Source organism: Halomonas sp. ISL-56 (assembly GCF_018612805.1).
GTDB lineage: Bacteria > Pseudomonadota > Gammaproteobacteria > Pseudomonadales > Halomonadaceae > Vreelandella.
Genome location: NZ_JAGGRO010000008.1, coordinates 241,605 through 253,932 on the forward strand (window position 1 = coordinate 241,605; position 12,328 = coordinate 253,932).

Genomic DNA, 12,328 nt, shown 5'->3' on the forward strand with positions numbered 1-12,328 from the left:
TATGCAACGTTCTTATCGTCGTTTTGTAAAAACATCGCCACACTGGGCCGTGGCGTTAATCGCAATAGTGTTAGTCTCGTTTTACTGGTTTGCATGGGCACAGGAACGCTATGTATCCCGTGCCACCGTGGTGTTAGAAAGCCCCCAGGTAGCAACTCCAGAATTTAGCTTATCTTCTATTATGGGCAGCGGTGGTGGCGGTAATACTCACGACCTATTACTGCTGCGTGAGCACTTACTCTCTGTCGATATGTTGCGTCTACTGGATGAACAGCTAAATCTGCGTGAACACTATTCCGAAAACGGGGACATCTTCGCCAAGCTGCATAACCGCGATGCCCCTATTGAGGACCTGCACAAATACTATCTGCGCCGTGTTGAGGTAGAGCTGGACGAGTATGCCGGCGTACTCAATATTCACGTGCAAGCTTATACGCCTGAATTTGCCCACGACATGGCCACGCTGCTGCTGGAAGCAGGTGAAAACCACATGAACGGAATGGGGCACCGCCTGGCGGAAGAGCAGGTGAAATTTTTAGAGCAGCAAATGGTGCGTTTAGACGAGCGCTTCAAAGATACGCGCGCTGCGCTATTAGAGTTCCAAAACGAACATGGGTTGGTCTCGCCTACCAGCACAGTAGAAAGCATCAACCAGGTAGTCGCCACGTTAGAAGCCGACCTCGCCCGCTTCCAGGCGCAGCGCAATGCATTAGCGAGCTACCAGAGCACCCAGTCAGCGGAATTGCGCAGCGTAGAGCGTAATATTACCGCGCTACGCGACCAGATCGTTGAGCAACGCGACCGCCTCGCACAAGCCGCAGGTGGCTCGCTCAACAGTATTTCCGCCGAGTACCAAACGCTAGAGTTGCAGGCGCAATTTGCTCAGGAAACCTACTCAAGCGCGCTTGCCGCACTAGAAAATACCCGTTTAGAAGCCGCTCGTCAGCTCAAGCAGGTCAGCGTGCTGCAAAGCCCGCTGTTCCCGGAATACCCCACAGAACCTAACCGGCTCTACAACAGCAGCGTCTTCGCCATTATCACCATCTTCCTCGCCTTCATCTTCAGCATGCTGATGATGATCATCAAAGATCACCGGGATTAAGGTTGGAGTGAAGGGTGAAGGGTGAGGAGTTAGGAGTTAGGAATGAGGTGCCTCGTCGTGCGGTTTCGAGAAAGCGAGTTCAGCGAGCGTTTTGAGGCAGCTGCAGCGGCAGCCCGGCTCGAATGGCGTCGAAACGATGCCTAATATGGTATGGGTAAGGCGAGCATATTGAGGAGCCTTCATGGGTCAAAGAAAAAGCCACGATCAAAATTTCAAAAACTTGATCTTGGATTATCCTCATGAATCGCTTGCCTTTTTTGCCGCCGAAGAAGCCGAAAACCTTACTCCGAGCGTAAAGATTACGCCGATACGTCAAGAACAGTTAAAAGGGCGCTTAGGAGATCGATTTCACGAGCTAGATGTACCGCTGCTAGTAGAATGGCCCTGTGGCAAGCGTGAAGCACTGCTATTTACGCTGGAAGAAGAAACTGATCCAAACCGCTTCTCTATTCATAGGCTTGCTCACTACACCCTGCATCTGAGTGAGCTATTCGAAACGGAGCGAGTGGTGCCAGTAGTTTTTTTTTTACATTCAAACCAAAATATTGCAGAAAGCCTGCATATAAAAAGTGAGCGGCACAGCTACCTACAGTTCAATTATCTTCACACCCAGCTCAGCAGTTTGTCAGCGGAACAATTCTTTAACAGCCAAAATATAGTAGCGCGGCTGAATCTGCCCAATATGCACTGGGCAGACAAAGATAAAATTGACGTGTATGCCAACGCTATTCAAGGGCTGTTTGCGCTAGAACCCGACTTAGAAAAGCAACTTAAATACATTGATTTTGTCGATATTTATAGCGAACTAGATGAAGATGAGAGGCAAGCCTACCAAAGGCGCTATCCCCAGGAGGAAAGCAAAATGGCCGGTTTAGCAGAAAGACTTCGTAATGAGGGCATGCAACAAGGCATGCAACAAGGCCTTCATGAAGGCATTGAAGGTGCCCTACGGCTTCAACTCAAACTGAAGTTTGGTGAGCTACCAGGTTGGGCGGAAGCGAAGCTACGCCAGGCATCGGACGAACAGCTCACCCACTGGCTGACTCGTATTCTGAATGCTGACAGCCTCACCGGAGTTCTAAGCTAGGGGCAAGGTTGCCCAGACAATTATTCGCACCCGCGGAAGGCGTCGGAACGACGCCCAGTGGCATAGAGCCAAAACCCCGGCACCGCTCCGCGCTGCTCCCGCGGGTGCGCCGAAGGCTTACCACGCGCTACTAAATCACGCACGCACAGAACACAGTGAAAGCAAACCCGTAGCGCGCGGTAACGAAGAACGTGAGTTCAGCGAGCGTTCGTAGGCACCCGCGAAAGGCGTCGGAACGACGCCCAACGGCACAGAACCAAAAACCCGGCACCGCTCCGCGCTGCTCCCACGGGTGCGCCAACGCCTCACACCTCACAATTTACACCTCACAACTCACGGTTTTGCAATGCTCGACATCATTCACCACGGCGGGGCCACTGGGGTAACCGGCAGCTGTCACCAACTGCTACTCAATCGTCACGAATCCCTACTGGTGGATTGCGGCCTTTTCCAAGGGGAAGATGCCGCAGAAAATAGCTTCGAGCAGCTACAAATTGAATTCGATATCAGCACCGTCAAGGCGCTTATCATTACCCACGTCCATATCGACCACGTGGGCAGGCTGCCTTACCTGCTGGCCGCAGGCTTCACCGGGCCAATCATATGCTCGATTCCCACGGCCAAGCTGCTGCCCCTGGTGATTGAAGACGCGCTAAAAATCGGCTTCACCCGCAACGCCCAGCTGATCGAACGCTTTCAAGCCCAGCTCGAAAAGCAAATCGTCAGTGTGCCCTACGGCAAATGGCATAGCGTAAGCGAGGTAAGCGATCACACTGGCGCATGCGCAGGCACCACGCGGGTAAAACTCAAACGGGCAGGGCACATTCTAGGTTCCAGCTACGTGAAAGTGAGTTATCAGGATGCGGCCACCGGTGAAAAAGAGCGCATCGTCTTCTCCGGCGATTTAGGCGCCCCTTACGCACCGCTACTTCCTGCGCCAAAGTCGCCCTACGGCTGCGACCAACTGATACTCGAAAGTACCTACGGCAACCGCCAACACCCAGATCGCCGCCAGCGCCGCGCCACCTTAAAAGCCGCCGTAGAGCAAGCACTCGCTAACGGCGGCACGGTGATGGTGCCTGCGTTCAGTATTGGTCGCACCCAAGAATTACTCTACGAACTTGAAACCATTATCCACCAAGCGCGTTCACCGCAGTGGCAGTCACTGGAAATCATCGTCGATTCACCGTTAGCAGCTCGCTTTACCAAGGTTTACCGCGAGCTAAAACCCTACTGGGATAAAGAAGCCCAAGGACGCCTGCGCAGTGGCCGCCACCCGCTCAACTTTGCCAATCTCTATACCGTGGATAGCCACGCAGAGCACGAACAAACCGTTGAGTACCTAGCCAAAACAGGCCGTCCAGCAATAGTAATTGCCGCCAGCGGCATGTGCGCAGGCGGGCGGATCATGAACTACCTCAAAGCCATGCTCGGCGATGAACGCCATCAAGTACTGTTCGTAGGTTACCAAGGCGCAGGCACCCCAGGGCGAGATATTCAGCAATACGGCCCCCAGGGCGGCTGGGTAGCCATCGACGGTGAACGGTTTGATATAAAGGCAGGCGTGACCACCATCAGCGGCTACTCCGCCCACGCCGACCAAAAAGACCTGCTCAACTTCGTAAAGCGCATGCGCCGTTGGCCACACACCATCCATCTGGTACACGGCGAACAAACCGCCCGCGCTACGCTCAAAGCTGAACTCGAAAGCCTCTATAAACGCAAAGGCAGAAGTGTAACGGTAAGGAGTTAGGTGTGAGGTGTTCCCCCTCACAAGCGAAGCGCTCCCCCCTTACCCATCACTAAGAAAACCAATGATCGAGATAAAAAACCTCTACAAACGCTACCACAACCACCACGGCAGTGATTGGGTGCTTAAAGACATCAACCTCACGATCCCCAAAGGAGTCAGTGTCGGGTTGATTGGTGCCAACGGCGCGGGTAAATCCACGCTGCTGCGCCTGATTGCGGGCATGGATACACCAGAACGCGGCGAAGTGATTCGCCACACCCGCGTTTCCTGGCCCGTAGGGCTGTCGGGCGGCATGCAAAGCAGCATGACCGGTCGACAAAACGTCAAATTCGTTGCCCGAGTACAGGGCAGTAGTTCAGAAGAAGTAGCGCGGATAATCCAGTTCGTGGAAGACTTCGCTGAAATAGGCGAAGCTTTCGACGAGCCCATCCGCACTTACTCCTCGGGTATGCGCTCGCGCATCTCCTTTGGGCTCTCGCTAGCCTTCGATTTCGATGTTTATATCTCAGATGAAGCCACCGCCGTTGGCGATAGATCATTCAAAGCCAAAGCAAAAGAGCTTTTTGAATCAAAAGTAGGTCAATCCTCTCTGATCATGGTGTCTCACTCAGAAGGTATCTTGAAAGATTTATGCCAGGCCGGTGTTTACTTGAAACACGGCACTGCGCACTGGTACGACGATGTAAACGAAGCGATCGCTGCCTACCATGTTGATGTAGATGCCAAAAACGACGGCACCGCACTGCCCAGCGATGTGCCAAGTGCCAGGAAGCACTTGCAAGAGTGCCATCAGGTGCTCAAGGCCGCACAAGAAAACCTAGCGGACTACCAAGAGCGCCAAGCGCCACAGCAAGACATAGCGATAGCTAAGCAGGAAGTTCAAAAGGCGGGAAAAGCCTCGAAAATAGCGCGCGAGCACCTCGAAATGTTGGAAGAACAGCAGCGCAAGGCAAAACGCAAATCTGCCTAGTTTTTAGACCAAGTTCTTAGACCCAGTTTTTACAGATACCGAACCACAGTCAAAAGCCCATCAACATCGGCTATTAAGAGACCTATGAACCCCAAAACCTTTTTAATTACCGGTGGCGCAGGCTTTATCGGTTCTGCAGTAGTCCGCGAGCTTATTCAAAATACGGCCCACCATGTGGTGAACGTAGACAAACTGACCTATGCAGGCAATTTAGAATCTCTGGCAAGCATTGAAGCCAATGAGCGTTATACCTTTACCCAGGCCGATATTTGCGATGCACAGGCCATGCAGCAACTGTTCAAGCAGCACCAGCCAGATGTAGTGATGCACCTGGCAGCAGAGAGCCATGTAGACCGCTCTATCGACGGCCCAGCAGAGTTTATTCAAACCAATGTGGTTGGCACCGCCGTACTGCTGGAAGCCGCCCGTGCGTACTGGAACAGCCTTGAAGGCAAGCGTCGCGACGCTTTCCGGTTCCACCACATCAGTACCGACGAAGTGTATGGCGATCTGGCTGAATGTGAGGAGTCAGGAGTGAGGAGCGAGGAGGAAAACTCACCCCTCACAAGCGGGCAGCGCGCTCACGCCTCACTTTTTACAGAAACTACGCCCTACGCGCCCAGCTCGCCGTATTCAGCCAGTAAAGCCAGTTCTGACCATTTGGTTCGCGCTTGGCAGCGTACTTATGGCCTACCTACGTTAGTCACTAACTGCTCCAACAACTACGGCCCGTACCACTTTCCCGAAAAGCTCATACCGTTGATAATTCTCAACGCCCTAGCCGGTAAACCACTCCCGGTATACGGCGATGGGCAACAAATCCGCGACTGGCTGTATGTAGAAGACCACGCCCGCGCATTGATCAAAGTCGCCACAGAAGGGCAAGTAGGCGAGACCTACAACATCGGCGGGCACAACGAGAAGGCTAATATCGAGGTCGTAGAAGCGATTTGTGAAATCCTGGATGAATGGGTAGTGGGTGAGGAGTTAGGAGTGAGGGGGTCCTCCTTACCCCTCACAAGCCCGCAGGGCGCTCACCCCTCTCAAGCGAAGCGCTCACACAAAGATCTAATCACCTTCGTCACCGACCGCCCCGGTCACGACGTCCGCTACGCCATTGACGCCAGCAAAATCGAGCGCGAGCTAGGTTGGGTACCAGAAGAAACCTTTGAAACCGGCCTACGCAAAACCGTGCAGTGGTACCTCGCCAACGAAACCTGGTGGAAACGCGTCCAAGACGGCAGCTACCAAGGCCAACGGTTAGGTAGTTTGTGAAGAGTAAGCGCTTCGCTTGTGAGGGGTGAGGGGAAGAGTTGTGAGAAAGCATCAGCAACTGCGGGTATGGCAAGAAGCGATGGATCTCGTTGTCACTATTTACTCAATAACCTCAGCCTTTCCATCAGTTGAACGATATGGGCTTGCTAGCCAAATGCAACGTGCCGCTGTATCTGTACCAAGCAATATAGCCGAAGGGGCGGCGCGTGGGAGTAAACCCGACTTTTTAAGATTTTTGTATATAGCACGTGGTTCGCTCAGTGAGCTTGAAACTCAGTGCCAAATTGCCCAACGCTTAGGGTACATGGATGATATTTCAGCACTGGAACTAGCGATTAACTCTGTATTTTCACAGCTAGGCGGGCTGATCAGGCATTTAAAGGCTTCACTATGACATCTGAACACGCACACCTCACACCTCACGCTTCTCCCCTCACTATTTTCATCACCGGCGGCAACGGCCAGGTCGGCTTTGAGCTCCAGCGCCAATTTGCCCTCTTCGGCAACATCCTGGCCCCAACACGCCAAGAGCTCGACCTAACCAACGCCCAAGCGGTTGACACCTATTTAGCCGAGCACCAGCCAGCACTGATCCTTAACGCCGCCGCTTACACAGCGGTTGATAAAGCCGAAAGCGAACCAGCGCAAGCCAAGCGCCTAAATGCCGAGCTGCCAGCACAGTTAGCCGATTATGCCGCAAAGCACAACATTCCGCTGGTGCACTACTCAACCGACTACGTCTACCCAGGTGATGGTGAAGCACCCTGGCAGGAAGAGAGCTCCACCGCACCGCATAGCGTATATGGCCAAACCAAGCTGGAAGGCGACCAAGCGGTTACCCAAAGCGGCTGCCAGCACCTGATTTTCCGCACCAGTTGGGTATACGCCGCCCGAGGCAGCAACTTCATGAAAACCATGCTGCGACTGGGCCGCGAACGCGAAACACTAAGCATCGTCAACGACCAAATAGGCGCGCCCACCCCAGCACGCCTAATCGCCCAAGTCACCGCACTAGCGTTCACGACTCACGATTCACCCAACACCACTCCCCACTCCCCACTCACCATTCACATCCCCTCAGGCATCTACCACCTAGCGCCAAGAGGGGAAACCAGCTGGCACGGTTTCGCCAGCGAGATTTTCAAGCAAGCACAGGCACTTGGCGAAGAGTTAGCGATCCAATCCAGCACAGTGAACGGCATACCTACTACAGAATTTCCAACCCCCGCCCAGCGCCCGCTCAACTCACGTATGAGCCTGACTAAACTTGAAGCCGCGCTTGGTGTCACATTACCGGTTTGGCAATCCCAGCTAGCGCTAACGCTTGCAGAATGCTGTGAGGGGTAAGGAGTGAGGAGTAAGAACACCTAACCCCTCACGCCTAACCCCTCACACCTCACGGCTAATATTTGTATATTCACGGATGATAGACCATGACCACCTCACACCTCACACCTAACCCTTCACAAAGAAAGGGCATTATTCTAGCCGGTGGTTCCGGCACTCGGTTGCACCCCATTACCCGTGGTGTATCCAAGCAGCTCCTGCCCATTTACGACAAGCCGATGATCTACTATCCCATCTCGGTACTCATGCTAGCGGGCATCCGTGAAATATTGATTATTTCCACACCAGAAGACCTTCCCCAATACCAGAACCTGCTCGGCAACGGTGAAGATTTTGGTATCAGCCTGCAGTACGCCGAGCAGCCAAGCCCAGATGGCCTTGCCCAAGCATTCATTATCGGCGAAGAGTTTATTGGCGAAAGCCCCGTTTGCCTGGTACTAGGCGACAATATTTTCCATGGTCAGCACTTCTCCGGCCAGTTAAAGCGCGCCAGTCAGCAAGCTAGCGGTGCCACAGTATTTGGTTACCTAGTAAAAGACCCCGAGCGTTTTGGCGTGGTGGAGTTTGACGACAACGGTAACGCTATCTCCATCGAAGAAAAGCCGCAAAAACCCAAATCGGCCTATGCCGTTACCGGTCTCTATTTCTACGATAACGATGTCGTCGATATTGCCAAAGCCGTAGAGCCTTCGGAGCGGGGCGAGCTTGAAATCACCAGCGTCAATAACGCTTATTTAGAGCGTGGTGACCTGCGCGTAGAGCGTCTAGGCCGAGGCTTTGCCTGGCTAGACACCGGCACTCACGACAGCCTTCTAGAAGCCAGCCAATACGTGCAAACCATTGAGCACCGCCAAGGTCTCAAAATCGCCTGCCTGGAAGAGATCGCATGGCAACACGGCTGGATCGATGACGACCGCCTAGCCTCACTCGCCAAACCCCTCGCCAAAACCCAGTACGGCCTATATCTCCAGCGCCTTTTAAAAGTGAAGGGTAAAACGTGAGGTGAGAGGAGTCTTGCTTCTCGCTTTTAACGCCTCACACCTAACTCTTCACCCTTCACGAGCTCTCTATGCACTACGAAAAACTCGCCATTCCCGATCTAGTTCTGCTCACCCCCAAAGTATTTGGCGACGAGCGCGGTTTCTTCATGGAGACCTTTCGCCAAAGCGAATTTGAGCAGCACTGCGGCAACTACCAATTCGTTCAGGACAACCACAGCAAGTCCGTTCAAGGTATTTTGCGGGGCCTGCACTACCAATATAAGCAGCCCCAGGGGAAGCTAGTCCGCGTTACCCAAGGCGAAGTATTTGATGTTGCCGTTGATATGCGCAAAAGCTCACCCACGTTTGGCCAGTGGGTAGGGGTGACCTTAAGCGAAGAGAATAAGCAGCTGCTATGGGTGCCACCAGGGTTCGCCCATGGTTTTTATGTCACCAGCGAAAAAGCTGAGTTTCAATACAAGTGTACCGATTACTACGCCCCAGGCGACGAAGTGAGTATTCGCTGGGATGACCCTAAACTCGCCATTGAGTGGCCTACCTACGGGGCGGCGCCCCAGCTTTCAGAGAAAGATCAAGAAGGCCTTAACCTGGAAGCAGCCCCCACATTTTCCTAATAAATAGCCACAGGCGGACACATATGTCTTGGCAAATTGCAGTTAGCAGGGAACTGAATGGCGAAACAAATGCCATATAGGAGCTTTTCTTATCTCTTAATGTTGGTAAGTTCCTGTTCGTATTTAACGTTATCCATGGATGAAGCTGGAGAGTTGCAGTGAAAGCACACGAAGCAGTGCAGCTTGTAGAAGCATCATCACTATTTGATGCTAAGTGGTATGTAGAACGCTACCCCGATGTAAAAGCTGCCAAAATGAAACCCGCTGCCCACTACTGTAAATACGGCTGGCACATGTTACGTGACCCATCAAGCCAGTTTTCTACAGCAGGTTATTTGACAAAGCATGAAGATATTAAAAAAGAGGGAATGAACCCTCTTTTGCACTATCTACGTTTTGGAAAAAAAGAAGGCCGAGTGCTTGTAACCAGCGATGAGCATGGGGTTCGGAATAAGCAAAAGGAAGTCAAGTCACCAACTGCACCAGCCAAAGTTAACGCTACTCCAATTAAAAACAGCGCAGAAATAAAAAATCCTAATAAAAACAGCGCAGAAATAAAAAATCCTAATAAAAACAACGCAGAAATAACAAAGCAACTGGCAGAGACTCAGGCGTTGTTAGAACACTATTACATTCGGTGCCAGGAACTTGAGTATCAAGGGCTAGATCATATGCAAACGCTTAAAATGGAGTCTCTGTGAAAGTATTAACGGTATTTGGCACACGCCCTGAAGCCATCAAGATGGCCCCGCTAGCATTACAGTTGGCAGCAGATGAGCGCTTTGAATCCAAGGTATGTGTGACGGCGCAGCACCGTGAAATGCTGGATCAGGTGCTGGATTTATTCGAGCTAAAGCCAGAGTATGACCTGGATATCATGCAACCAGGGCAAGACCTCAATGACGTTACATGCGGTATTCTTCAAGGGTTAAAGCCCGTATTAGAAGAGTTTAAGCCCGATATTGTCTTGGTACATGGTGATACTGCCACCACCTTCGCCACCACCTTGGCCTGTTATTATCAGCAAATTCCGGTTGGGCACGTAGAAGCAGGTTTACGCACAGGGAATCTTTATTCGCCCTGGCCTGAAGAGGGCAACCGTAAATTGACAGGCGCATTGGCAGCCGTCCACTTTGCCCCGACTAGCACCTCCAAACAGAACTTGCTGGCAGAAGGTGTAGATCCCGCAACGATTCACGTCACCGGTAATACCGTAATTGATGCTCTGCTGGACGTTGTTGAAAAGCTCAAGAACAACCCTGAATTGGCGACAGAACTATCGGCCCGCTTTCCCATGCTGGATAGCAGCAAACGCTTGATTTTGGTAACGGGACATCGCCGTGAAAGTTTTGGGGGTGGGTTCGAACGTATTTGCCAAGCACTTGCGGAAACTGCCAAAGCGCACCCTTCAACGCAAATTTTATACCCCGTACATCTGAACCCAAATGTACGTGAACCCGTTAATCGGTTGCTGGCTGATGTAACAAATGTCCACCTGATTGAACCTCAAGACTACCTGCCTTTTGTTTATTTGATGAACCAGGCCGCCATTATCTTGACAGATTCCGGTGGTATTCAAGAAGAAGCGCCCTCCTTAGGCAAGCCAGTGCTCGTGATGCGTGACACCACCGAGCGCCCAGAAGCCCTTGAAGCAGGCACGGTAAAGCTAGTGGGCACAGATGTAGCCAAAATTACCGAAGCGCTGAATACGCTGCTGACAGATGAGCAAGCCTACAACGCCATGAGCTACGCCCATAACCCATATGGCGACGGCAAAGCCTGCCAACGCATCCGCGACGCCCTTAGCGAGAAGTAAGCGCTTCGCTTGAGAGAGGTGAGGAATTACACCTCACTCCTAACCATTCACTATTTACGGTTATATCAATGAAATTTGAAACTATCTCTATGATCGGCCTGGGCTACATTGGCCTACCTACTGCCGCCGTATTTGCCTCACGCAAGCAAAAAGTCATTGGTGTGGATGTTAACCAACATGCTGTGGATACCATCAACAACGGTGAGATTCACATTGTAGAGCCTGAGCTAGATATCATCGTGCATGCCGCTGTAAAGGAAGGTTATTTGCGGGCGACCACAACCCCGGAGCCTGCTGATGCTTTCATGGTGGCTGTGCCTACGCCGTTCCATACAGATGAACACGGCCAAAACCACAAAGCCGATCTCAGCTATATCGAAGCGGCTGCCAAGTCCATCGCCCCTGTTTTAACATCCGGCAATTTAGTCATACTTGAATCAACTAGCCCCATTGGTGCCACCGAGAAAATGGCCGAGTGGCTAGCTGAAGCGCGGCCGGACTTAACCTTCCCGCAAACCCACGGCGAAGCGTCGGATATTCGTATTGCCCACTGCCCCGAGCGTGTACTACCAGGCCATGTAATACGTGAGCTGGTAGAGAATGATCGCGTCATCGGCGGCATGACACCCAAATGTGCTGAAGTGGCCTGCGAGCTTTATAAAATCGTCGTAGAAGGTGAGTGTGTGGCCACTACCGCTCGCACAGCTGAAATGGCTAAGCTAACTGAAAATAGCTTCCGCGATGTCAATATTGCCTTTGCTAATGAGCTTTCCACCATTTGCCACGAGTTGGATATCAATGTCTGGGAACTGATCGCCCTGGCAAACCGTCATCCACGGGTTAATATCCTCACCCCCGGTGCGGGTGTAGGCGGCCATTGCATCGCCGTAGATCCATGGTTCATTGTAGATTCATGCCCAGAGCAAGCCAAAATCATCCGTGCGGCCCGTGAAGTAAATGATGCCAAACCGCTATGGGTACTTGAGCGCGTAAAAGAAGCCTTAGAGTACTACCACCAGCAGCACCCCGATGCAAAACGCAGCGACTTAACAGTGGCGTGTTTGGGCATTGCCTTTAAGCCAGATATTGATGACCTGCGTGAAAGTCCCGCACTAGGCATCGCGCAAAAGGTGGCTGAGCTTGGCTGCCACGTGCAAATTGTAGAACCGAATATTGATGTACTGCCTAAATCACTAGATTTGCCCAATGTAGAGCTTGTTTCGCTAGATGAAGCGCTTGTTCAAGCGGATGCGTTATGTGTTTTGGTTAAGCATAAAAGCTTTATTAAAAATACTGAAAGTGTACGATTAAAAGAGTACGTCATTGATGCAGTTGGTTTGCTAGGTTAATGTCTATTAGTTTT

Annotated in this window: 12 protein-coding genes; all 12 read left to right on the forward strand. The window is 52.0% G+C overall.

Annotated features, from left to right (window positions below; genetic code table 11):
- The first annotated feature begins 1 nt into the window (after nt 1).
- Nucleotides 2–1,102 (forward strand): KpsE/RkpR family capsule polysaccharide export protein, encoded by a 1,101-nt coding sequence (locus J7J49_RS07140; RefSeq protein ID WP_215091349.1) that lies wholly within the window; start codon nt 2–4, stop codon nt 1,100–1,102.
- A 181-nt stretch (nt 1,103–1,283) separates the two neighbouring features.
- Nucleotides 1,284–2,189 (forward strand): RpnC/YadD family protein, encoded by a 906-nt coding sequence (locus J7J49_RS22465; RefSeq protein ID WP_251048181.1) that lies wholly within the window; start codon nt 1,284–1,286, stop codon nt 2,187–2,189.
- A 346-nt stretch (nt 2,190–2,535) separates the two neighbouring features.
- On the forward strand, nt 2,536–3,942 hold the full coding sequence (locus J7J49_RS07150; RefSeq protein WP_215091351.1) for an MBL fold metallo-hydrolase RNA specificity domain-containing protein: 1,407 nt from the start codon (nt 2,536–2,538) through the stop codon (nt 3,940–3,942).
- A 61-nt stretch (nt 3,943–4,003) separates the two neighbouring features.
- Nucleotides 4,004–4,912, forward strand: coding sequence for an ABC transporter ATP-binding protein (locus J7J49_RS07155; protein WP_215091353.1), 909 nt, complete (start codon nt 4,004–4,006; stop codon nt 4,910–4,912).
- 84 nt (nt 4,913–4,996) lie between these two features.
- Nucleotides 4,997–6,187: a dTDP-glucose 4,6-dehydratase gene (rfbB, locus tag J7J49_RS07160; protein ID WP_215091355.1), complete on the forward strand. Its 1,191-nt coding sequence runs from the start codon at nt 4,997–4,999 to the stop codon at nt 6,185–6,187.
- Between the two features lie 40 nt (nt 6,188–6,227).
- Entirely contained in the window at nt 6,228–6,581 is a 354-nt protein-coding gene (locus J7J49_RS07165; RefSeq protein WP_353048349.1) for a four helix bundle protein, read from the forward strand.
- Nucleotides 6,578–7,534 carry a dTDP-4-dehydrorhamnose reductase gene (gene rfbD, locus J7J49_RS07170; protein ID WP_215091357.1) on the forward strand — a complete coding sequence of 319 codons (957 nt, stop codon included), beginning with the start codon at nt 6,578–6,580 and terminating at the stop codon, nt 7,532–7,534. Before J7J49_RS07165 ends, rfbD begins: the two co-directional genes overlap by 4 nt.
- Nucleotides 7,535–7,620: 86 nt before the next feature.
- Nucleotides 7,621–8,535 (forward strand): glucose-1-phosphate thymidylyltransferase RfbA, encoded by a 915-nt coding sequence (gene rfbA, locus J7J49_RS07175; RefSeq protein WP_215091359.1) that lies wholly within the window; start codon nt 7,621–7,623, stop codon nt 8,533–8,535.
- Between the two features lie 68 nt (nt 8,536–8,603).
- Nucleotides 8,604–9,149: a dTDP-4-dehydrorhamnose 3,5-epimerase gene (gene rfbC / locus J7J49_RS07180; RefSeq protein ID WP_215091362.1), complete on the forward strand. Its 546-nt coding sequence runs from the start codon at nt 8,604–8,606 to the stop codon at nt 9,147–9,149.
- A 158-nt stretch (nt 9,150–9,307) separates the two neighbouring features.
- Complete coding sequence (locus tag J7J49_RS07185) at nt 9,308–9,850, forward strand: hypothetical protein (RefSeq protein ID WP_215091364.1); 543 nt, start codon at nt 9,308–9,310, stop codon at nt 9,848–9,850.
- Nucleotides 9,847–10,965, forward strand: a complete 1,119-nt coding sequence (gene wecB, locus J7J49_RS07190; RefSeq protein ID WP_215091366.1) for a non-hydrolyzing UDP-N-acetylglucosamine 2-epimerase — start codon at nt 9,847–9,849, stop codon at nt 10,963–10,965. Before J7J49_RS07185 ends, wecB begins: the two co-directional genes overlap by 4 nt.
- 68 nt (nt 10,966–11,033) lie before the next feature.
- Nucleotides 11,034–12,314, forward strand: a complete 1,281-nt coding sequence (gene wecC, locus J7J49_RS07195; protein ID WP_215091368.1) for a UDP-N-acetyl-D-mannosamine dehydrogenase — start codon at nt 11,034–11,036, stop codon at nt 12,312–12,314.
- Nucleotides 12,315–12,328 lie beyond the last annotated feature (14 nt).